The sequence below is a fragment of the Chromobacterium sp. S0633 genome (genome assembly GCF_024158805.1).
Classification (GTDB): Bacteria; Pseudomonadota; Gammaproteobacteria; order Burkholderiales; family Chromobacteriaceae; genus Chromobacterium.
This window is the reverse complement of record NZ_JAMZGH010000001.1, coordinates 156,896-178,494: the sequence shown is the minus strand read 5'-3', so window position 1 is coordinate 178,494 and position 21,599 is coordinate 156,896. Positions and strand designations below refer to the sequence as shown.

Sequence of the window (21,599 nt, the reverse complement as noted above, 5' to 3'; positions counted from 1 at the left end):
GCGACGGCGCGCGGGGAGGGAAGGGCGCGCCTAGTCCTGCTGGTGCAGGCATTGCTTGATGCCGGCCAGCTGCCGCCGGCTGACCGGCAGAGGCTGGCCGATATCGGCCAGGCGCACCTGCCATTGTTCCTCGCCGTCCGCGCTGGCGCGGAACAGCTCGCGCAGCGCGTGGCGCATCACCAAGCAATTGCGGTGGATGCGCACGGCGGCGTCGCCCAGCCGCTGTTCCAGTGCGATCAGGGTTTCGTCCAGCAGGTATTCCGCGTCCGGGGTCACCAGGGTGACGTATTTGAGTTCGGCCTTGAGGTAGCGGGCCTGGGAGAAGGGGATGGGCAGCAGGCGGTCGCGCTGGCGCACGGTGAAGCTGGCCTCCGGCTGCGGCGCATCGCCGCGCTGGCGGGCGGCGCGCTCCAGCGCCTGACGCAGGCGTTCGCGCCGCACCGGCTTGAGCAGGTAGTCTATGGCCTCCAGTTCGAAGGCGCTGACCGCGTACTGTTCATGGGCGGTGGTGAAGATCAGCTGCGGCGCCAGCGGCTGGCGCCGCAGTTGCTGAGCCAGTTCCAGGCCGGAAACGCCGGGCATGGAGATGTCGGCCAGCACGATGTCGGCCGGGTTTTGCGCCAGCCAGCTCATGGCCTGGCGGCTGTCGGTCAGGCAGTAAACATGTTGCAGGCCTTGCTCGCGCAGCAGTTGGCGCAGGCGCTCGCAGGCCAGCGGTTCGTCGTCCACCACCAGCGCGCGCCAATCTTGCCAGGGGCTTACAGCACCCATTGCGGCTTGCCCAGCTTTTCCACCAGCATGCGCCAGGCTTGCAGGATTTTCTGGAACTTGTTGTTGGTGGGGGCGAGGTCGCGCACCTTGCTCAGCATGTCGTGGGCGCGGCGCATATGGCTTTCGTGCCAGCCCTGGCGGTGGACGTAGGCCATGGTGGCGTTGATCAGGTTGAGCATGACCTGGATGTTTTGCGGCATTTCCTCGTGGGCTTTGACGAAGCGCTCGATGGCGGAGTCGAATTGCCCGGCCTGGGCTTCGCGCACCGCCTGGTTGTTGAGTTCCAGCACCGATTGCACATTGTCGGCGATCAGCTGGCGGCCGTCCTCGCCCAGGCCCACTTCTTCGAACATGTCGCCGAAGCGCGCCAGCAGTTCCTCGTCGTCGTGATGGTTGCGCACCAGATCGCGCATCACGCTGTTGCCGGCGTCCTTGTGGCCCTGGGCGTAGCAGGCGCGGGCGAACTCCATCTGCGCGTCGCTGCTGAGTTTGGGCGCCAGCTGGCGGAATTTGGTCTCGGCGTCGCTAAACAACTGACGCGCCTTGTCGCGGTTGCCCTTTTTGTTTTGCAGCTGGCTGTCCACCACGCCGGCCATCCATTCGCCTTCTTCGTTGTAGCGGTAGTCGCGGCGCAGATTGGACAGGGTGCGGCCGACGTTGGCGGTGTCACCGCGCGCCAGTTGCACCCGCGCCAGCGCGGCGTAGTGGGTGGGGCTGCGGTGCCAGGTGTATTTGGCGATGTCCAGCGTGGTCTGGCAGGCGCCTTCCGCCACTTCCAGCTGATTATTGAGCAGGGCCACTTCCGCCAGCTGCTGCTGGCGGCGGAACACCACCGGCGAGATGTCGGTGGCCTGTTTCAAGGTGGCCTGGGCTTCGTCCAGATTGTGGTTGCTGCGGTAGAGCTTGGCCAGCCAGTCGTAGGCTTCCATCACCCGGTCGTTGTCGGTGAGCACCTCTTCGAACAGCAGCCGCGCCTCGTCGTAGGCTTTCAGCCCGGTCAGCGATTTGGCCAGGCCCATCTTGGCCCAGGGCACCGGCTTGATGCGCAGCACGTCCATGTACAGGGAACGCGCGCTGTCGAAGTCGCCTATCTTCAGCGCCAGCGAGCCCTTGAGCTTCATGAAGTCCAGCGTGAATTCGCCTCGCTCGCCGATCAGGCGCGTGCAGACTTCGATGGCGCTCAGGTATTCGTGGCGCATGATGGCCTCGTCCACCAGACGGAAGGCTTCGCGGCGGCGCATCGCCTTTTCCAGCCGCTCGCGCAGCACTTCGCCGGTGAAGGGTTTGAGCAGGTAGTCGTCGGGCCCCAGTTCCGCGGCGGAGATCACGCGCTGGGAGCGGCGCTCGCCGGTGACGATCATGAACACGCAGGACTGCTTGATCAGATTGCGTTCCTTGACCTCTTCGAACAGGTAGAGGCCGTCGTAGCCGTTGCCCAGATCGTAGTCGCACAGCACCACGTCGAACTCGTACTTGCCCATCTTGGCCAGCGCGTCGCCGGCCTTGCTGGCGTACTCCACCTTGTCAGCGCCGAAGGAGGAAAGGGTCATCGCCAGCGCGCGCTGCATTTCCGGCAGGCTGTCTATGATCAGGAACAGACGCTTGCTGTACGGATCGTCGTAGCTTTTCCGCGGCGCGGCGCCGGTCTTGCTGGCGGCGGCGACGCTCTGGAAGGTGGTCGAGTTGGTGTTGGCTGTGCTCATCTCGCTATCTTTGACGATTCTCCGCAAACTGTCATCAGTGCGACTTACAAAAATCGCTCAAGCGGCCGCCGCCGCGGCGAGAGGCTTAGCCGGCGCTCAGCTTGGCGTAGCGCAGATCCAGCCACTTCACGCCGTGCTCGGCGAAGTTGATTTGCAGGCGCACATCCTCGCCGCCGCCTTCGGCGTTGATCACCACGCCGCTGCCGAACTTGGCGTGTTCCACCGATTGGCCGATGCGGAAGCCCTGGCTGTTGTCGGCGGCCACGCGGCCCACCTTCGGAACCGCGCGCCAGGATGCATTTGTCGATGCATTTGTCTTGGCCGTCGCTTTCACTTTAGCAGATAGGTCGTGGGTGAGCTCCGCCGGGATTTCGTCGACGAAGCGCGAGCGGATGGGGTAGCGGCTCTGGCCGTGCAGCATGCGGCTTTGCGCGTTGGACAGATAGAGGCGCTGACGCGCGCGGGTGATGGCCACGTACATCAGCCGGCGTTCTTCTTGCAGGCCCTTGCCGTCGTTCATGCTGTTTTCATGCGGGAACAGGCCTTCTTCCAGGCCGGAGACGAAGACGGCGTCGAATTCCAGGCCCTTGGCGGCGTGCACCGTCATCAGTTGCAGCGCGTCGCTGCCGGCTTCGGCCTGGTGTTCGCCGGCTTCCAGGCTGGCGGCGCTGAGGAATTCGGTCAGCGCTTGCGCCGGCTCGTCCGGCATGAAGCCGGCGGCGGCGTTGATCAATTCGTCCAGGTTGGCCAGGCGCTCTTCGCCTTCTTTCTTGTCCTGCTCGTACATCGCGCGCAGGCCGGAGTCGTCTATGGCCAGGCTGACGGCTTCGGCCAGCGGCAGCTCGCGGCCGCGTTCGCGCATGCGTTCCACCAGCAGCACGAACTCGCCCAGTTTGGCCGCGGTGCGGCCGCCGCCGGAGGCGCAGGCGGCCTGCCACAGGGTGACGCCCTGCTCGCGGCTGACCGCTTGCAGGCCTTCCACCGTGCGCGCGCCGATGCCGCGCGCCGGCACATTGATCACGCGCAGCAGCGCGTTGTCGTCTTCCGGGTTGGCGATCAGGCGCAGATAAGCCAGCGCGTGTTTGACTTCCTGGCGTTCGAAGAAGCGCAGGCCGCCGTAAATGCGGTAGGGAATCTGGGCGTTGACCAGCACGTGTTCCAGCAAGCGCGACTGGGCGTTGGAACGGTAGAGAATGGCCATGTCGGACAGATTGAAGCCGTCCCGCTTGAGGCTGCGCACCTCGTCGCTGATGAACTCGGCTTCCTCGCCGTCGGAGTAGGCTTCGAACAGGCGGATCTTTTCGCCCTCGCCGGCGTCGGTCCACAGATTCTTGCCCAGCCGGCCGTCGTTCTGCTCGATCAGCGCGTTGGCGGCGTTGAGGATATTGCCCATCGAACGGTAGTTCTGTTCCAGCCGCACCGGCTCGCTGACCGAGAAGTCGTTGAGCAGGGAGCGCATATTGCCCACTTCCGCGCCGCGGAAGGCGTAGATGCTCTGGTCGTCGTCGCCGACGGCGAACAAGGAGCCGCCGTCGCCGGCCAAGAGCTTGAGCCAGGCGTACTGCAGGCGGTTGGTGTCCTGGAACTCGTCCACCAGGATGTGGCGGAAGCGGCTGCAATAATGCTGGCGCAGCGCCTGGTTGGCGCTCAGCAGCTCGTAGCTGCGCAACAGCAGTTCGGCGAAGTCCACCACGCCTTCGCGGCGGCATTGGGCGTCGTAGGTGGCGTACAGCTCCACCAGCTTGGCTTCGTAGGGATTGAGCGCCGGCGGCAGCTTGTCGGCGCGCAGGCCGGCTTCCTTGCTGCCGTTGATGAAGCTTTGCACCGCGCGCGGCGGGAATTTCTCGTCGGACAGTTCCAGGCTTTTCAGCAGGCGCTTGATCGCCGCCTGTTGGTCGGCGGAGTCCAGAATCTGGAAGGTCTGCGGCAGGCCGGCGTCGCGGTAGTGGGAGCGCAGGAAGCGGTTGCACAGGCCGTGGAAAGTGCCTATCCACATGGTGCGCACGTTGACCGGCACCATGGTCGCCAGCCGGGTCTGCATCTCGCGCGCGGCCTTGTTGGTGAAGGTTACCGCCAGAACGCCGCTGGGACTGGTTTGTCCGGTGGACAACAGCCAGGCGATGCGGGTGGTCAGCACCCGGGTCTTGCCGCTGCCCGCGCCGGCCAGCACCAGCGCGCTCTTGTCGGGCCAGGTGACGGCGCGCAGTTGTTCTGGATTGAGGCCGGCGAGGAGATCTGTCATGGCGAGGTGTCTATCTGGTTCAGGCAAAACGCCATTTTACACCAGGCGTCGGCATCGTCGGCATTGCGTGGGTAAAAGCGAAAATGGCAGCCGGGAGGCTGCCATTTCGAGGAGGGCGGGTTCAGCGTTCGGCGCTTCTCGCCCAGTCGAAGCTGGGGCGGAAACTATCCGTCAAGGTCAGCGCCATGCTGGCGGTGATATGGTCCTTGTCCTGGTAGCGCACTTTGCCGTCGCGGCTGGCGAAGCAGGTCTTGGCGTCGCAGAACGGATCCAGGGGGTCCCACAAGCGGATGTTGGGGTGACGGGCGGCGACGCGTTGCAGCAGCTGGACAATCTGCAGGCGATGGCGCTCAACGTCCGCGCGCGGCGCGTTGCAGGCCGCCGCGCCCAAGTGGGCCACGCATTCCGGCGGCGACTTGCTCATCTCCGCCTCCGGCAGCACCAGGACGATTTTCAGTCCCAGGCCGGCCATGTCTTGCGCGCTGCGGTCCAGCGATTGCTCCAGGACCTGAAGCGAGGAGGCGCGGTCCAGCGGAGCCACGCCGGCCTTCATGCCGCCGGATACGCTGGGGACGCCTTCGAGACCGGCGGCCACCAGACCGGTCATGGCCGGTCTGCCCGGCAGATCTTGGGCGGTATAGCTGTTCCAGCGCGCGTTGAGCAGCACGCCGGTGACGCCTTGGGCCGCCAGCTGCGGCAATTCCGCGCGCACGGCCCGCGCGAAGCTGGGGCACCAACTACGTTTTTTGCCTTCGCCCACCGGCATGGCGTCGGCCAGCGGCGGGCAACCGTGGTAGACCCGGCGCAGGATGGCGATGCCGCGCTCCTTGGCCAGCGCGTCGTACAGCGGCATCAGATGGTCGGTGTGGGAATCGCCCCAGGCCAGCAGTTTAAGCGGCGCGCCGGGCGCGCCGATCAGGCATTGGGCGCGCGGGGACAAGGGGACGCCGGCGGCCGGCATGCCGCAATCGCCGACAAAATGGAAAGCGTCGCGCTTGGCCTGCAGAATGCTTTGCTGTCCCGGCCAAGGAAAGTGCTTGGGCAAATACATGGCGACCGTGCCCAGCAGCCATAGGCCGAGGGTGATGCTGAGGCCGGTTCGCAGCGTGGACCGGGTGTCGCTAAGCTTCCGCCATTGTCCCCGGCGCAGCGGTTGTTCCACATAGCGGTAACTCAGCCAGGCCAGCGCCAGCGCCAAGACGCCGCCCAGAAGCGCGTCGCGGCCCAGATCGCGTTCGCCCAGGCCCCAATAGCGGCCCAGCGCCAGCAAGGGCCAGTGCCACAGATAAAAGCCGTAGGACAGAAGGCCGATGCTGGTCCAGGGACGGGAGCCGATGCAGCGGCTTATCGGATTGGACGGGTCCAGCATGCCGGCCAGAATGAACAGCACGCTGCCGATGACCGGCAGCAATACGATGACGCCGGGAAAGACCATACGTTCATTCAGCAGCGCGATGGACGCCAGCAGCAGCGCCAGACCCAGCGCGGCGATGGGCAAGGCCAGGCGCCGGCCTCCGCGCGGGGGCGGCAGCAAGGCCAGCAGGGCGCCGGCGGCGAATTCCCAGGCGCGGGCGGGCATCAGGTAAAAGGCTTGCGGCGTATCGCGATAGCTTAGCCATAAGCTCAAGCCCAGCGATCCGAGCAAGACCGCGCCCAGGGCCAGACGCATGCGCAGGTCGGTGACATGGCGATCCCCCTTGCTCAGGCGGAAGACGCTCCATAGCAGCAAGGGCCAGACCAGATAATATTGCTCCTCCACCGCCAGCGACCAAGTGTGCAGCAAGACTTTGAGGTCGGCGTCGGAGTCGAAATAATCAAAAGCGTGCTTGAGAAAGTGATGGTTGGCGGACAGCGTGGCGACCGCGCGGACTTCCCGTCCCAGCTTGATCTGGTCGTCCGGCAGCATCACGAAGTAGGCCAGCGCCAGACTGACGGCCAGCACCAGCGCCAGCGCGGGCGCAAGCCTGCGGATGCGGCGAGCGTAGAAAGCCTTGAAGTCGATGTGGCCTTGCGCAAGCAATTCCTGCCGCAGCAGGCCGCTGATCAGGAAGCCGGAAATGACGAAGAATATATCTACGCCGACAAAGCCGCCGCCGAATCCGGGCAGGCCGATGTGGAAAGCGACCACGCTGAGCACGGCCAGCGCGCGCAGGCCGTCGATGTCCGGCCGATAAGCTTTGGCGTCGATACAGGAGTGGGGAGTGAGCGACATAGTGCGGAAGGCTCAAGCCATGATTCTGGCTTGAATAATAAAAAACCAAACATTCTATCCTTATTCCTGCTCAAGCTCCCGGTTTTATCACCATTAGAAAGTATGTCGTAAGCATGGCCAGGAAGGCAGGGTAGCCCAGGCATTCCCAGTAGCGGGCGTAGCGCCAGTAGCGCGCGGGCAGCGGCTGGCCGGCGGCGACGGCGGCGCGCGCCATCGCCGCCATGCGGGTTTGCAGCCGCAGCACCGGCAGCCAGCACAGGCCGGCGAACAGGAACAGGCCGATGGAGGCGAGCAGCCAGTCGCTGGCGAGCGGCCAGCCTGCCTGCCGCGCCAGCCACAGGCCGGACAGCGGTTGGAAGATCACCGCCGGCGTGGTGAACCACCAGTCGGCGCGCACCACCAGCCGCGCCACTTCGGCCTGGGCCGCGGTCTGGCGGCCGCGGTTGGCGAAGAACAGGTAGAAGGCGGAGCCGAAGCCGGTGCCCACCATCAGGGTGGCGGACAGGATGTGCAGGGTTTTGACCACGAGATAGGCGTTCATGCGGAAGTCTCCCGGCGGGCGCCCAGCCACAGCAGCATGGCCAGGATGGGCAGGTTTTTCACTAAGGGGGCGAACGGATGCAGCCAGTTTTCCGGCAGCCAGAGCGCCAGCGTCAGGCTGTAGCCGGCGACGACGGCGGCCTGGGTCCGCCACAAGGCGCGGCAGGGGCGTCCCAGCGTCAGCAGGCCGAAGGCGATATCCAGGCCGCAGGCGGCGAGGAAGAGCGGCGCGGCCCAGTCGGCGGGCAAGGGCAGCCGCTGCAGCATGGCGACGGAGGCGTCCCAGGCGCTGAGCGGCGGCTGCAGGCCGCTCCACAGCCACAGCGCCGCCAACGCGTATTCGATGTTGCGCGTGGAGGGCGTCATGGCGCTTCCCGGAATTGGCTGCTGGCCAGCGGCGCGCGTTGCAGCAGCGCGCCGAGGGCGGACGGGTCGCCGCAGCTGCCGTGGTTCAGCATCTCCAGGGTGTCGCGGCTGATCAGGCTGGACGGCCAGCGTTCGGCCAGCGCCGCCAGCGTCCGGCTGGCCTGGGGCGGCAGGTTGAGGATGTAGGCCGGGGCGTTCAGTCCTTGCAATCGACGCAGCTGGCGCAGGTAGTCGGCCAGGGTCAGCGCCTCGGCGCCGACGAACTCGATGACGCCTTCCGGCGCGTCGTCGGCCAAGGCCAGCCGCGCCAGCCCCTCCACCGCGTCGTCCAGCGCCAGCGGCTGGATGCGCTGATTGCCGCCGTCGGGCAGCAGCCACAGGGGCAGCCGCGCCAGTTGCAGCAATAGCCGGCTGCTGGCGCCTTGCGGGCCGTAGATCAGCGAGGGCCGCGCGATGCGGGCTTCCAGGCCGCTGGCCAGCAGGGCGGCGTCGCCGCGGCCCTTGCCGGCCAGGAACGGGGTGGCGGCCTGCGGATCCGCGCCCAGCGCCGACAGCTGCACCCAGCGGCGCACATCGGCTTGATAGGCCATGCTGGCCAACTGCAGCGGTCCCAAGTGATGAACGGCTTCCAGCGCGCCGGCTGGGCGGTCCAGCAACTGGCCGGCGGCGTTGACCACCGTGTCGACGCCTTCCAGCCATTGACGCCAGTCGGCGCGCGGCTGGCGCAGGTCCAGTTGCCGGCGCGAGGGCGAGCTGACTTGGTGCCCGTCCCGTTCCAGCCGCTGGCGCAGCGGCCGTCCGATGAAGCCGCCGCCGCCCAAGAGCAGTATCTTCATTGCGCGGTCTCCTGAGGCGCGGCGGGCAAGGGCTGGGCCTGCCGCGCGACGGGGCGCGGCGCCACCTGCCGCCAGACCAGGCGCAGCAGCACCAGCAACTGGGCCACCACGCCCAGCAGCGCCCACATCAGGATGGCGCGGATGTCCAGCCATAGAGAGGCGGAAGGGGCGTCCGGCGCGAACAGCAGCACGGCCAGCAGCGGTCCGGCCAGGATCAGGATCAAGAAGGCGCGCTGCCAGAACGGGCCGCCGGCGCCGTGCTCGCACAGGGCCTGGGTCACTTGGCGCAAGGGGCCGGCCAGCAGCCACCAGCACAACAGGCTGCACAGCAGAGGGACGATGATCATGCTGGTGATGAATCCGCTCATGGTGTTCTCCTTTATTTCTGAAATTTCTGTCAAAACAGAAATGTGATGGCAAAAAAAATGCGCGGGGTTTCCGGCGGCGCAAGGCCGCCCGGCGCCGCCCGCGTGCGCGGCGAACTTATTTATCCCGTCCCAGCAGTTTCTGAATGCTGGCGCCCATCTTCAGCACCCGGCTCAGCGTGGCGGTGGACAAGCGCAGCATTTCCCGAGTCCAGGAGGTGAGGGTGTCCATGAACTGCCAGGTGTTGCGGATGCGTTCCTGCGCCAGCGGGCTCTCCTGCTGGAAGTCCGGGCTGTCCATGCATTCCTTCAGCACCAGCAGGGTGGGCTCGATTTCACGGCGCTGCCGCTCTGCCACGATGATGCGGAACAGTTCCCAAACGTCGCCCGAAGTTTCAAAGTGGTCGCGGCGGTCGCCCAGCACGTGCACGATGCGGATCAGTTGCCAGTTCTGCAGCTCTTTCAGGCTGTTGCTGATGTTGGAGCGAGCCACGTTGAGGGTGTCGGCCAGTTCTTCGGCGTTCAGCGGGCGGCCGGTGATGAAGAGCAGCGCGTGTATTTGAGCGACGGTGCGGTTCACGCCCCAGCGGGTGCCCATTTCGCCCCAGTGCAGCACGAAGCGTTGGGATACGGGTGTCAGTTCCATGGTGCTTACGATAGTTGTTTCCGAAATTTCTGTCAATACAGAAATTCATTGGCATGGAGCGGGACGAAGCGCCGCGAAAGCAAGGCCGCGCCCGGACAGGGGCGCGGCGCCGTTGGCGTCAGTGCTGATGGAACAGGGCGTTGTGTCCGGCGGCGCCGGTTTCGGCGGCTTGGGCCTTGCGGCCACGGATGCGGTCCCACACCTTCTCGTGGAAGTAATAGGCCACGGTGTTGACCAGCGGTTCCACCAGGGCCAGCAGGCTGGAGACGCCGATATTGCCGGTCAGCAGATAAGCCACGCTGAAGGCGACGGTGAAGTGGCAGATGGCGAAAGTAATGGTCTTGAGCATGGCAGGGCTCCACGTTGAGTATTTATTGAATGATAGTCATTATCATTTGAGTGGGCCAGTTGAATATTTTGCTCAGAGCGATAGCATTTTACTAATGAACTTTTGGATTTGATTGCGGAGGGCCGCCAGCGGCGGTGGGAAGCCGCCGCTGCGAGGGGTTTGCCGTCAGTTCACGATCGCGCGAGCGCAGACGAGACAAGGCGTTGCGGCAAGGGGACGATGGATGAGGCTGCGAAGCCGCACCCACCGGGTTACGCCGCGCGACGCGCGGCGGTTCTTACATCTTGACGCCCAGTTCGCGCAGGCGCTCGTTCAGATAGCTGTCCGCGGTATAGCGTTCGGACAGCACCACTTCCGGACGCGGATGCAGGAAGAGCGGCAGCGAGATGCGGCTCTTGGTCGTGCCTTCGCCGCTGGGGTTGACCACGCGGTGTTGGGTGGACGGATAGTAGCCGCCGGAGGCCTCTTGCAGCATGTCGCCGATATTGACCACCAGGGTGCCGAAATCACAGGGTACGTCCAGCCATTCGCCTTGCTTGTCCTGCACTTGCAGGCCGGGCTCGTTGGCGGCGGGCAGGATGGTCAGCAGATTGATGTCGCCGTGGGCGGCGGCGCGCAGCGAGCCGGCCGGCTCCTGGCCGGTGAGCGGCGGATAACGCAGCACGCGCAGCAGGGTTTTCTGGCTGTCGGCGATCATGTGGGACAGCGGCTCGGTGTAGCTGGCAGCGATATGGGCCGGTGTGTATTGCTGCACCCAGGACAGCAGCTCCTGCGCCAGCTGGTTGGCGACGGCGTAGTAGTGGTCGGCGTCGGCCTTGAGTTCCGGCGGCACGCGGCCCCAGGGGTAGATGTGGAAGTATTCCTTGATGTCTTTCAGGCTTGCGCCCTTGGCGGTTTCCGATACCTCCGGGGAGAACCAGCCGTCCTGACGTTCCATGGAAAAGGCGTAGTCGTATTTGGTCTGGCTGTTGAAGAAGGCCAGCCAGTCGGCGTAGATCTTTTCCACCAGGCTTTGCGGGATCGGATGGTTGACCAGCACGCCGAAGCCGGTTTCGTGCAGGGAGCGGGTGAATTGTTCCGCCGCGTCCGGCGCGTGGTAGTCGACAACTCTGACATTCATGGGGTGGGGTTCCTGAGGATTGCAGGACGCTGCCATTCAATGGCGGGGCAGGCGCCGAGGGCTGGGATTTTACCCGCGGCTCCCGGCATCACCAAGCGCGGGCCGCGGGGGTGTCGCGTCGCGGCAACGTCGGTTCAGCCGCCGGCGCGGATGAAGGGCGAGGAGCCGCCGCCGGCCATGGTTTCGGCGCGGAGCCGGCCCGCGCGCAGCAACTGCTGGACGCGCCAGAACAGGATGTCGGAGGACAGCAGCGCTTCCCGGATGTGGACGAGGGCGTCGCCGACCAGGCGGGACACCGCGCGCGGCTGCTCGCCGCTCAGTTCCAGCAGCAGCGCGTCGTAGCGGTCCAGCGGCGCTTCGACGACGTCATCGTCTTGCCGGCGGCGCAGGCCTTGGCCGTGTTCGCGCCAGCGGCGCCATTGCGAGGCCAGCGCCTGGCGTTCGCCGGCCGCCAGCGGGCGCTCCCGCCGCCGGCAATCCGCCAGCCGTTCCAGCGGCAGCATGGCCATGCTCCATTCCGCCATCTCGTCGCCGGCCTGCCAGACGGGCTCCGGCGCGGCGCAGACGGTCAACGGGCAGTCCGCCGGCAGCTGCTCGGCCAGCAGCGCCAGCGCCAGGCGGTCGCCGGCGTTGCGGCCTTGCCAGACGGTGAGCGGCCGCGGCCGCTCCAGCAGCCGCAGCAGCGCTTTGCGGCCGGCTTGATGCCGGCGCAGCCAATCGTCCTCGTATTCCGGCAGCCAGGGCTGGGCCTGCAGCAGTTGCTGATGCCAGGCCAGGCGCAGGCCTTGATCGATGGCGTCGGCGTCCAGCAGCGGCCCGGCGCTCAGGTCTTCGATGAAGGGCAGGACCTCGCCGTCCAGCAGGCCGTCGCGCCGCAGCGCGTTCAGCATGCCGGCGGCGGAGTCGCCGACGGCGAGGTGAACCCGCTCCGCGCTCATACGCGCTGGTCCATGTCCAGCGCCGGGGTGCCTTCAGCGCGGGCCACCACGCGGGCGGGCACGCCGACCACGGTGGTGTGGGCCGGCACGTCTTCCAGCACCACGCTGCCGGCGCCTATCTTGGCGCAGGCGCCCACCAGGATGTTGCCGAGAATGGAGGTGTTGGCGCCGATCAGCACGCCGTCGGCGATCTTGGGATGGCGGTCGCCGTGTTCCTTGCCGGTGCCGCCCAGGGTCACGCCCTGCAGCAGCGAGACGTTGTCGCCGATGACGGCGGTTTCGCCCACCACCACGCCGGTGCCGTGGTCAAGCATCACGCCCTGGCCGATGCGCGCGGCCGGGTGGATGTCGGCGCCGGTGACTTCGGAGATGCGGTTCTGCAGAAAGAGCGCCAGGGTTTTGCGCTCCTCCCGCCACAGCCAGTGGGTGATGCGCTGGCACTGGATGGCGTGGAAGCCCTTGAAGTAAAGCAGCGGGGTGGAGTAGTTGTCGCAGGCCGGGTCGCGGTCGAAACAGGCGCTGATGTCGGCGCGGGCGGCGGCGCTGATGGCCGGATCGGCGTCCAGCGCCTCGCGGAACAATTCCATCAGCGCGCGGGCGTCCATCACCGGGCTGGCGAGCTTGCTGGACAGGTGGAAGGCCAGCACGTCTTCCAGGGTGGTGTGGCGCAGCACGGTCATGTGCAGGAAACTGGCCAGCATGGGCTCGTCTTGCGCGGCTTGTTCGGCTTCCCGCCGGATGGCGGACCAGAGCGGGTCGCCGTTTGCTTCGTTCATTTTGCGAAACTCCCTTGCGCTGGGGCGGCGCGCCTCAGCGGTCTTTCAATTGCCAGAATAGTGCGCGGTCGAACGGGGACCACCAGGCGGTGCGCGCGCCGCTGGCGGCCAGCGCGTCGCGCACCCACTGGTTGCAGGTGGTCAACGGGCTGTAACGGCCGTTGGCCAGGTAAAACGCGTCCTGATCATGATAATGATAGCCCGGCATCCACAGGGCCTGGCCGGCCGCGTCGCGGGCGACGGCGGCCTGGATGAAGTCGGTCAGCCGCCGGTATTGTTCCGGCGCGAGCAGCAGGCGCCGGGTGGCGGCGCCTTCGCGCGGCGTCGGCAGGTATTCCACGTGCAACACGGCGCCGTCCAGCCCGGACAGCGCGTAGAGCGCCTTGCCTGGGGTGAGGTCGGACCAGTTCCGCGTTTCCAGGTAAAAGCTGCGGCTGCCCCAGCCTATGCCCACATAGGGCAGTTTGTCCAGATTGGCCCCGGTCCGCGGATGGCGCGGGGAAAAGGTCTCGTCCCAGTCCATGCCTGGGGCGCGGCGGGGCAGCAGCAGGCCGGCGTGCACGCCGTTGCTGTCCAGGTAGACCGGTATGCCGGACTCGGCCGGCCGCCAGTCCCGGTTGACCGGCAACAGGCCCAGGGTCAGCGCGGCGAGCAGATAGAGGGCGATCAGAGCCAGCAGGCCCAGCGCCGCGCGGGACAACAGGCGCGGCAGCCGGGCCGCCGGACGGAGCGGGCGGGATGGCATGCGCGGCTTACAACAGGACGACGTCGAATTGTTCCTGGGTGTAAGTGGCTTCCACCGACAGCGAGATCGGCTTGCCGATGAAGTCGATCAGCATCGCCAGGCTTTGCGATTCCTCGTCTATGAACATGTCGATCACCGATTGCGCGGCCAGGATGCGGTAGCCCTTGGCGTCGAACTGGCGCGCCTCGCGCACGATTTCGCGCTGGATCTCGTAGCACACGGTTTGCGCGGTCTTGATCTCGCCGCGGCCCTGGCAGGTGGGGCAGGGCTCGCACAACACGTGAGCCAGGCTTTCGCGGGTGCGCTTGCGGGTGATTTCCACCAGGCCCAGGCTGGTGAAGCCGTTGAGGGTGACGCGGGTGCGGTCGCGCGCCATCGCCTTGGCCAGCTCCGCCAGCACCGCGGACTGGTGCTCGTCGTTGTCCATGTCGATGAAGTCGACGATGATGATGCCGCCCAGATTGCGCAGCCGCAGTTGCCGGGCGATGGTCTGGGTGGCCTCCAGATTGGTCTTGAAGATGGTTTCGTCGAAATTGCGGTTGCCGACGAAGCCGCCGGTGTTGACGTCTATCGTGGTCATCGCTTCGGTCTGGTCGATGATCAGATAGCCGCCGAACTTGAGGTTGACGCGGCGCGCCAGCGCCTTGTCGATCTCGGCTTCGATGCCGTGCAGCTCGAACAGCGGGCGTTCGCCGCTGTAGCGCTCGATCTTGTCCACGGCGATCTGCACGTATTGCTCGGCGAACTCCACCATGCGGCTGTAGTTCTCGGTGGAATCCACCACCACCTTGTCGGTGAAGTCGCTGACCATGTCGCGCAGCACGCGCACCGCCAGCGGCAGGTCCTCGTAGAGCAGGCTTTGCGCCGGCAGGTGCTGGGACTTGTGGCGGATGTCGGACCACAGCTTGGACAGGTAGTCGATGTCGGCGGCCAGCTCGTCGTCGCGCGCGGTCTCGGCGCTGGTGCGGATGATGTAGCCGCGCGGGCTATTGGCCGGCAACAGCTTTTCCAGCCGGGACTTCAGATTGTGGCGCTCGCTTTCGCTGTCTATTTTCTGCGAGACGCCGATGTGCTCTTCCTGCGGCAGGTGAACCAGGAAGCGGCCGGCCAGAGAGATCTGAGTGGACAGGCGCGCGCCCTTGGTGCCGATCGGATCCTTGATCACCTGCACCAGCACGGTCTGGCCTTCGAACAGCATTTTTTCGATGCGTTGCGGCTCGGTCGGGTGCTGGCGTTGTTCCAGCACGTCGGCGATGTGCAGGAAGGCCGCGCGCTCCAGGCCGATTTCAATGAAGGCGCTCTGCATGCCGGGCAGCACGCGCTTGACCTGGCCCAGGTAGATGTTGCCGACGATGCCGCGGCTGGCGGCGCGCTCCACGTGCAGTTCCTGGACGACGGCGTCTTCCAACACCGCGACCCGGGTTTCCTGCGGGGTGATGTTGACCAGGATTTGTTCTTTGGGGCGCGGCAGATCGCGCGGCAGGGGTATCGATTGATGCAGCATGGTGGTTCCCCGCGCGCTCATGGAAACTGAAAGCCGAATTCGCTCAGCAGCGCCGCGGTTTCGAAGATAGGCAGGCCCATCACGCCGCTGTGGCTGCCGTGGATGCGCTCGACGAAGACGCCGGCCTTGCCCTGGATGCCGTAAGCGCCGGCCTTGTCGAAAGGCTCGCCGCTGTCCAGATAGCGCTCGATGTCCTGCTCGCTGAGCGGACGGAAGAAGACCTCGGTCACCGAGGTCTTGAGTCTGACTTGTTCGCCTTCGCGCACCGCCACGCTGGTGATGGCCTGATGGCCGCGGCCGGAGAAGGCGCGCAGCATGCGGCGGGCGTCGTCGGCGTTTTCCGGCTTGCCGAAGATTTCGCCGTCCATCGCCACCGTGGTGTCGGCGGCCAGCAAGGGCCGGGACGGCAGTCCGCAAGACTCCACCACCTGCCAGCCGGCCTCGGCCTTGGACAGCGCCAGCCGTTCGGTATAGGCGACGGCGGACTCGCCGGGCCGCACCGATTCGTCGATGTCGGCGTGGATGCGCTCCAGGTGCATGCCCAACTGTTCCAGAATTTCGCGGCGGCGCGGGCTGCCGGAAGACAGGTAAATCCGGGTGTCATTTGCGGTCATGATAGTCTGCTCATTTGTTCTTTCGGTCGTCGTCTAGGTTACCAGACGCGTGATGCCGCAACCATCGAATCCATCAGACGCCGGGCGTTTTCAGGCCGGCAAGCTCCCATTCAAATGGCGTCAATTTCCTGTTTTTAAAGGCGTGGAAGCGGCGCGCGGACGGGTTTTTTTCCGGCGGCCTGCTGCGGCGGAGCGCGCTGCCCGGTATCATGGCGGCTTGCTTCCCCATCTCCTGTCGTCATACCCCGATGCCCAAGTCCAGCGTTTCCCCGTTTGCCCGCGCCGCCACTTTGGCGGCTATTCTGTTGATCCTGTTCAATCCCTTGGGCATCGATCTTTACCTGTCGGCGATGCCGGCGATGCAGCGGCATTTCCAGGCCGACGTCGCGATCAGCCTCAGCGTGTTCATCTTCAGCCTGGGGCTGGGGCAGTTGCTGTTCGGCCCGCTGGCGGACCGGATCGGCCGCAAGCCGGTGGCCCTGGGCGGCCTGCTGCTGTATGCGGCGGCGGCCTATCTGGCCAGCCGCAGCGACAGCCTGGGCGGTTTCCTGGGCCTGCGCGCGCTGCAAGGCCTGGGCGCCAGCGCCAGCTCGGTGTGCGCGTTCACCCTGGTGCGCGATTGCTTCTCCGGCAACGCGGCGGCCCAGCGCTACAGCCTGCTCAACGCCGCGCTGAACGTGGTGCCGGCGATGGCGCCCTTGCTGGGCGGCTGGCTGACCGCGCGCTGGGGCTGGCAGTCCTGCTTTCTGGCGCTGGCCGGCAGCGCGGTGCTGGCGGCGGCGTGGCTGGCCTGGAAAATGCCGGAAACCCGGCCCGCGGCTTCCAGCGCCGCCGGCCCGGCGATGGGCATGCGCCAGGTGCTGGCGACGCCGGCGCTGCGCCGTTACGGCGCTTGCTGCTGCGCGGCGCTGGCCTTGATCGTCAGCTATGTGACGCTGGCGCCGGCGGTGCTGATCGAGCGCGGCGGGGTGGACAGCACCACCTTCGGCCTGCTGTTCGGCGGCAACGCTCTCTTGGTGATGGCGGCCAGCTTCCTGGGTCTGAAGCTGATCGGTCGCTTCGGCCAGAAGGCGATGTTGCGTTACGGCCTCAACATCATGTTGCTGGCCGGCGTATTGCTGCTGGCGCTGTCCGGCCAGCCGGGCGCTTGGCATTATATGTTGCCGATCGGCGTGCTGAGCGTGGGCTTCGCCTGGACGCTGGGGCCGGCCAGCGGCATGGCCATGGCGCCGTTTTCCCAGGGCGCCGGCCGCGCCGCCGCCTTGCTGGGCTGCGGTCAGATGCTGTTCGCCGCCGGCGTGTCGGCGGGGCTCGCGGCGCTGCCCTTGCCGGGCGAATGGGCGCTGGGCGCGACGGTCCTGCTGCTGGCCGGCCTGTGCCGCTGGCTGACCCGGCCCGCGGCGGCGATTCGGGAAAATCCTCACTGATTTTCAAGCGTTTGGCATGTATTGTGAGATTTGTGGCGCGGGTCCGGCTTTAGCTCTTGTCGGGCAGCCTACAATCGGCAGACAATTGGCCCAAATTTGAGAGTTGACTTCGACAATGAGGCGCGGCGGCAAATCACCCGGCGCTTCTCCGTTCTTTGCACTGATTAGCAGATTTCATGAACAAACATATTCCGCGCAAGCGTTTCGGCCAGAATTTCCTGCAAGACGCCAGCGTCATCGCCAACATCGTGCATGCGGTGAACCCGCAGCCGGACGACGTCGTCATTGAAATCGGTCCCGGCCTGGGCGCGATCACCAAGCCGCTGCTGGCGGCGCTCAAGCACTTGCACGTGGTGGAGATCGACCGCGACATCATCAGCCGCCTGCAAAAGGAGTTTCCGGCCGAGCGCCTGAGCATCCACGCCGGCGACGCGCTGGCCTTCGACTTCGCCTCCGTGGCGGAGGGCAAGCTGAAGATCGTCGGCAATCTGCCCTACAATATTTCCACGCCCTTGCTGTTCCATCTGGCCACTTACGGACAGAAAGTCACCGACATGCATTTCATGTTGCAAAAAGAGGTGATTGAACGCATGGTGGCGGAGCCGTCCACCGCCGATTACGGCCGGCTGACGGTGATGTTGCAGTACCGTTTTGAAATGGAGAATATCCTGCACGTGCCGCCGGAAGCGTTCTGGCCGCCGCCGAAGGTGGATTCCGCCGTGGTGCGGATGATTCCGGCGCCGGGCCGCTGCGGCGTGGCCAGCGACGAGCTTCTGCTGGAGCAGGTGGTGACCACGGCGTTCTCGCAGCGGCGCAAGACGCTGAAGAACAATCTGAAGGGCCTGCTGGACGCGGACGGCTTCGCCGCGCTGGAAATGGACCCCGGATTGCGGCCGGAGAATCTGCCGGTGGAGGATTACGTCCGACTGGCCAATTATCTGAGCGCGAAAGGCCACAAGGCCAAACGTCAGTAACGGGGCTTTGGCAACGTAAAAAAATACGAGCGGGCGTTCAGCGCCCGCCGCACTACAAAGAGTCGTCCGTCCCCGTCCTTGTCGGCGGGGGCTGTCTATCACAGGAAGTGAAAAAGGAGAAACTTCATGCGTATTCGCTCCACCCTGATCTGTGCCGCCACTCTGGGCGCCTTCTGCGCCGCTCCGGCCATGGCAGCCGAACTGACCGGCACCCTGAAGAAGATCAAGGATTCCGGCGTGATCGTCCTGGGCAACCGCGACGCGTCCATTCCGTTTTCCTACTACGACAACAACCAGAAGCCGGTGGGCTACTCGGTGGACTTGGCCAACAAAGTGGTCGAGCAGGTGAAAAAAGAGCTGAAAATGCCCAACCTGCAGGTCAAGTACAATCTGGTGACCTCGCAGACCCGCATCCCGCTGGTGCAGAACGGCACCGTGGACCTGGAGTGCGGCTCCACCACCAATAACGTGGAGCGTCAGAAGCAAGTGGCGTTCTCGGTGGGCATCTTCGAGATCGGCACCCGTTTGCTGACCGCCAAGACCTCGGGCATCAAGGACTTTCCGGATCTGAAGGGCAAGAACGTGGTGACCACCGCCGGCACCACCTCCGAGCGCCTGATCAAGGCGATGAACGCCGACAAGAAGCTGGGCATGAACATCATCTCGGCCAAGGATCACGGCGAATCCTTCCTGATGCTGGAGTCCGGCCGCGCCGCGGCGTTCATGATGGACGACGCGCTGCTCTACGGCGAGATGGCCAAGGCCAAGAGCCCGGCCAACTGGGTGGTGACCGGCAAGGCCCAGTCCTACGAGATCTACGGCTGCATGATGCGCAAGGAAGACCCCGCCTTCAAGAAGGTGGTGGACGCCGCGCTGAGCAACACCTTCAAGTCCGGCGAGGTCAACAAGATCTACGCCAAGTGGTTCACCAGCCCGGTGCCGCCCAAGGGCCTGAACCTGAACTTCCCGATGTCCGATGAATTCAAGGAGCTGATCGCCAAGCCGACCGACAAGTCTGCCGAGCAGATGTAAGTCGCGGTTGGCGCGCCGCCGCCCCGTCCTCCCCGCTGTCTGGCGCGGAGCCCGGGGCGCGCGGCCGTACCCGCTTTCTTTGTGTGTGGCCGGGCGTTTGCGCCGGCCGCGGCCCGCCTGCGCATGAGCGCGCCCGGCGGGCTGGCGTTGTGGGAGTGAAGCATGAATTACCACTGGGACTGGATGGTGTTTTTCAAGTCCACCGGGGTGGGTAGCGAGATCTATCTGAACTGGTTCGTCACCGGCCTGGGCTGGACCATCGCCGTGGCGCTGGCCGGCTGGGCGATCGCCCTGGCCTTGGGCTCGGTGCTGGGCGTGATGCGCACGGTGCCGAATCGCTGGGTGGCCGGCATCGCCGCCGCCTATGTCGAGTTGTTCCGCAATGTGCCCTTGCTGGTGCAATTATTCGTCTGGTACTTCCTGATCCCGGACCTGCTGCCCGAGGGCGCGCAGACCTGGTTCAAGCAGGACCTGGCGCCGGCCACATCCGCCTTCTTGTCGGTGGTGGTGTGTCTGGGGCTGTTCACCGCGGCGCGGGTGTGCGAACAGGTGCGCACCGGCATCGAAGCCTTGCCGCTGGGGCAGCGCAACGCTTCGCTGGCCATGGGTTTCTCCCTGGCGCAAACCTATCGCCACGTGTTGCTGCCGCAGGCTTTCCGCATCATCATTCCGCCGCTGACCAGCGAGTTTCTGAATATTTTCAAGAACTCCTCGGTGGCCTCGCTGATCGGCCTGATGGAACTGCTGGCGCAGACCAAGCAGACCGCGGAGTTCTCCGCCAACATCTTCGAGGCCTTTACCTTGGCCACCATCATCTATTTTGTGCTCAATATGAGCCTGATGACGCTGATGGCCTGGATTGAACAGCGGGTGCGCATTCCCGGCATGATGGGGGGCAAATGATGGATTTCGATTTCAGCCAGATCGGCCCGGCCTTGCCGGGACTGTGGCAGGGCATGCAGCTGACGCTGAAGCTGCTGGTGATGGCGGTGGTGGGCGGCGTGGTGCTGGGCACTCTGCTGGCGCTGGCCAGGCTGTCCGACAACCGGGTGCTGGCGCCGTTGGCCAAGTTCTACGTCAATTACTTCCGTTCGATTCCGCTATTGCTGGTGATCTCCTGGTTCTACCTGGTGGTGCCGCTGTTGCTGAACTGGATCACCGGCAATTTCGAGCCGGTGGGGGCGTTCACTTCCTGCCTGGTGGCCTTCGTGATGTTCGAGGCGGCGTATTTCTCCGAGATCGTCCGCGCCGGCATCCAGGCCATTCCCAAGGGACAGGCCGGTGCCGCCTACGCGCTGGGCATGAATTACGGCCAGGTGATGCGTCTGGTGATCCTGCCGCAGGCCTTTCGCAAGATGACGCCGCTCTTGCTGCAACAGTCCATCATCCTGTTCCAGGACACTTCGCTGGTGTACGCTGTCGGCTTGATGGATTTTCTCAACACCGCCCGCTCCAAGGGCGACGTCGTCGGCTTGCCGCATGAGTTCCTGCTGTTTGCCGGCGCAGTCTATTTCGTGATCAGTTTCGGCGCTTCGCGGCTGGTGAAGCGTATGCAAAAGAGGTTGGCTGTATGAGCGCAATGATTTCCCTGAAGCAAGTCAGCAAATGGTATGGCCAGTTCCAGGTCCTGACCGATTGCTCCACCCAGGTCGCCAAGGGTGAGGTGGTGGTGGTGTGCGGGCCGTCCGGCTCCGGCAAATCCACCCTGATCAAGTGCGTGAACGCGCTGGAGCCGTTCCAGAAGGGCGAGATCATCGTCGACGGCATTTCGGTGGGGGCGCCCAAGACCGATCTGCCCAAGCTGCGCAGCCGCGTGGGCATGGTGTTCCAGCACTTCGAACTGTTCCCGCATCTGTCCATTACCGAGAATCTGGCCATCGCCCAGGTCAAGGTGCTGGGCCGCAGCCAGGACGAGGCGCGCGACAAGGGCTTGAAATTGCTGGACCGGGTGGGACTGAAGGCGCATGCCGACAAGTTTCCCAGCCAGCTGTCCGGCGGCCAGCAGCAGCGGGTGGCGATTGCGCGCGCGCTGGCGATGGATCCGATCGCGATGCTGTTCGACGAGCCGACCAGTGCGCTGGACCCGGAGATGATCAACGAGGTGCTGGACGTGATGACCGAGCTGGCGCACGAGGGCATGACCATGATGTGCGTGACTCACGAGATGGGCTTTGCCCGCCGCGTGGCCAATCGCGTGATCTTCATGGACCAGGGCCATATCGTGGAGGATTGCGACAAGGACGAGTTCTTCGGCAATCTGGACGGCCGTTCCGAGCGCGCCCGTCACTTCCTGTCCAAGATCTTGCAGCACTAAGAACCTATTCACGATCCCGCGAGCTAAGGCGAGACAAGGCGAAAACGAGAGAAAAAGCGGAATGTACACGGGTACATGAGCATTTTGAGCTCGGTTTCAACGCCGTATCGCCGATGCGAAGCAGA

General features: G+C 65.3%; 23 protein-coding genes. 6 read left to right on the top strand and 17 right to left on the bottom strand.

Translation table 11 applies throughout. The features are described 5' to 3' along the window. Window positions 1-30: 30 nt before the first annotated feature. The 17 genes from NK214_RS00885 to NK214_RS00805 all read right to left on the bottom strand — a co-directional run bounded on the left by NK214_RS00885 (window position 31) and on the right by NK214_RS00805 (window position 15,956). Window positions 31-771 (bottom strand): LytTR family DNA-binding domain-containing protein, encoded by a 741-nt coding sequence (locus NK214_RS00885; protein ID WP_227106391.1) that lies wholly within the window; start codon window positions 769-771, stop codon window positions 31-33. Beyond that, the gene (locus NK214_RS00880; protein ID WP_107797762.1) at window positions 759-2,474 is read right to left on the bottom strand and encodes a tetratricopeptide repeat-containing response regulator; all 1,716 of its coding nucleotides are present in this window, start codon (window positions 2,472-2,474) and stop codon (window positions 759-761) included. The genes NK214_RS00885 and NK214_RS00880 overlap by 13 nt, the downstream gene beginning before the upstream one ends. 85 nt (window positions 2,475-2,559) lie before the next feature. Then, window positions 2,560-4,716, bottom strand: a complete 2,157-nt coding sequence (locus NK214_RS00875) for a UvrD-helicase domain-containing protein (protein WP_107797763.1) — start codon at window positions 4,714-4,716, stop codon at window positions 2,560-2,562. Window positions 4,717-4,837: 121 nt separating this feature from the next. Then, the gene (locus NK214_RS00870; protein WP_253313548.1) at window positions 4,838-6,928 is read right to left on the bottom strand and encodes an acyltransferase family protein; all 2,091 of its coding nucleotides are present in this window, start codon (window positions 6,926-6,928) and stop codon (window positions 4,838-4,840) included. Between the two features lie 70 nt (window positions 6,929-6,998). Next, window positions 6,999-7,469 (bottom strand): DUF2269 domain-containing protein, encoded by a 471-nt coding sequence (locus NK214_RS00865; RefSeq protein WP_253313547.1) that lies wholly within the window; start codon window positions 7,467-7,469, stop codon window positions 6,999-7,001. After that, on the bottom strand, window positions 7,466-7,834 hold the full coding sequence (locus tag NK214_RS00860) for a DoxX-like family protein (RefSeq protein WP_253313546.1): 369 nt from the start codon (window positions 7,832-7,834) through the stop codon (window positions 7,466-7,468). The genes NK214_RS00865 and NK214_RS00860 overlap by 4 nt, the downstream gene beginning before the upstream one ends. Then, window positions 7,831-8,670 carry an NAD-dependent epimerase/dehydratase family protein gene (locus NK214_RS00855; protein ID WP_253313545.1) on the bottom strand — a complete coding sequence of 280 codons (840 nt, stop codon included), beginning with the start codon at window positions 8,668-8,670 and terminating at the stop codon, window positions 7,831-7,833. The genes NK214_RS00860 and NK214_RS00855 overlap by 4 nt, the downstream gene beginning before the upstream one ends. Continuing rightward, window positions 8,667-9,038 (bottom strand): hypothetical protein, encoded by a 372-nt coding sequence (locus NK214_RS00850; RefSeq protein ID WP_253313544.1) that lies wholly within the window; start codon window positions 9,036-9,038, stop codon window positions 8,667-8,669. Before NK214_RS00850 ends, NK214_RS00855 begins: the two co-directional genes overlap by 4 nt. A gap of 115 nt (window positions 9,039-9,153) precedes the next feature. Continuing rightward, window positions 9,154-9,681 (bottom strand): GbsR/MarR family transcriptional regulator, encoded by a 528-nt coding sequence (locus NK214_RS00845; protein ID WP_107797769.1) that lies wholly within the window; start codon window positions 9,679-9,681, stop codon window positions 9,154-9,156. Window positions 9,682-9,799: 118 nt separating this feature from the next. After that, entirely contained in the window at window positions 9,800-10,030 is a 231-nt protein-coding gene (locus NK214_RS00840) for a DUF2061 domain-containing protein (protein ID WP_019102374.1), read from the bottom strand. Window positions 10,031-10,307: 277 nt separating this feature from the next. Next, a complete protein-coding gene (locus NK214_RS00835) occupies window positions 10,308-11,150 on the bottom strand; it encodes an isopenicillin N synthase family oxygenase (RefSeq protein WP_253313543.1) in 843 nt (280 codons plus the stop codon). Between the two features lie 134 nt (window positions 11,151-11,284). Then, window positions 11,285-12,088 (bottom strand): DUF3658 domain-containing protein, encoded by an 804-nt coding sequence (locus NK214_RS00830; RefSeq protein WP_253313542.1) that lies wholly within the window; start codon window positions 12,086-12,088, stop codon window positions 11,285-11,287. Next, complete coding sequence (gene cysE, locus NK214_RS00825; RefSeq protein WP_107797772.1) at window positions 12,085-12,864, bottom strand: serine O-acetyltransferase; 780 nt, start codon at window positions 12,862-12,864, stop codon at window positions 12,085-12,087. Before cysE ends, NK214_RS00830 begins: the two co-directional genes overlap by 4 nt. A gap of 34 nt (window positions 12,865-12,898) precedes the next feature. Next, window positions 12,899-13,609 carry a TIGR02117 family protein gene (locus NK214_RS00820; protein ID WP_253313541.1) on the bottom strand — a complete coding sequence of 237 codons (711 nt, stop codon included), beginning with the start codon at window positions 13,607-13,609 and terminating at the stop codon, window positions 12,899-12,901. A 7-nt stretch (window positions 13,610-13,616) separates the two neighbouring features. Continuing rightward, the gene (gene rng / locus NK214_RS00815) at window positions 13,617-15,113 is read right to left on the bottom strand and encodes a ribonuclease G (protein ID WP_048413615.1); all 1,497 of its coding nucleotides are present in this window, start codon (window positions 15,111-15,113) and stop codon (window positions 13,617-13,619) included. Between the two features lie 17 nt (window positions 15,114-15,130). Further along, on the bottom strand, window positions 15,131-15,727 hold the full coding sequence (locus NK214_RS00810) for a nucleoside triphosphate pyrophosphatase (protein WP_107797774.1): 597 nt from the start codon (window positions 15,725-15,727) through the stop codon (window positions 15,131-15,133). Window positions 15,728-15,800: 73 nt separating this feature from the next. Continuing rightward, window positions 15,801-15,956, bottom strand: a complete 156-nt coding sequence (locus NK214_RS00805; RefSeq protein WP_158274200.1) for a hypothetical protein — start codon at window positions 15,954-15,956, stop codon at window positions 15,801-15,803. 19 nt (window positions 15,957-15,975) lie between these two features. Here NK214_RS00805 and NK214_RS00800 point away from each other — a divergent pair, with 19 nt between their 5' ends. From NK214_RS00800 to NK214_RS00775, 6 genes are all read left to right on the top strand, one after another. Continuing rightward, window positions 15,976-17,154: a multidrug effflux MFS transporter gene (locus NK214_RS00800; RefSeq protein ID WP_253313540.1), complete on the top strand. Its 1,179-nt coding sequence runs from the start codon at window positions 15,976-15,978 to the stop codon at window positions 17,152-17,154. Between the two features lie 176 nt (window positions 17,155-17,330). Continuing rightward, window positions 17,331-18,128: a 16S rRNA (adenine(1518)-N(6)/adenine(1519)-N(6))-dimethyltransferase RsmA gene (gene rsmA, locus NK214_RS00795; protein ID WP_227106436.1), complete on the top strand. Its 798-nt coding sequence runs from the start codon at window positions 17,331-17,333 to the stop codon at window positions 18,126-18,128. Window positions 18,129-18,254: 126 nt separating this feature from the next. Beyond that, window positions 18,255-19,160, top strand: coding sequence for a glutamate/aspartate ABC transporter substrate-binding protein (locus tag NK214_RS00790; protein ID WP_019102383.1), 906 nt, complete (start codon window positions 18,255-18,257; stop codon window positions 19,158-19,160). 162 nt (window positions 19,161-19,322) lie between these two features. Further along, window positions 19,323-20,063: an amino acid ABC transporter permease gene (locus NK214_RS00785; protein ID WP_227106438.1), complete on the top strand. Its 741-nt coding sequence runs from the start codon at window positions 19,323-19,325 to the stop codon at window positions 20,061-20,063. Beyond that, window positions 20,060-20,734: an amino acid ABC transporter permease gene (locus NK214_RS00780; protein WP_107797779.1), complete on the top strand. Its 675-nt coding sequence runs from the start codon at window positions 20,060-20,062 to the stop codon at window positions 20,732-20,734. Before NK214_RS00785 ends, NK214_RS00780 begins: the two co-directional genes overlap by 4 nt. Window positions 20,735-20,739: 5 nt before the next feature. Beyond that, window positions 20,740-21,474 (top strand): amino acid ABC transporter ATP-binding protein, encoded by a 735-nt coding sequence (locus NK214_RS00775; protein WP_253313579.1) that lies wholly within the window; start codon window positions 20,740-20,742, stop codon window positions 21,472-21,474. Window positions 21,475-21,599: the final 125 nt, after the last annotated feature.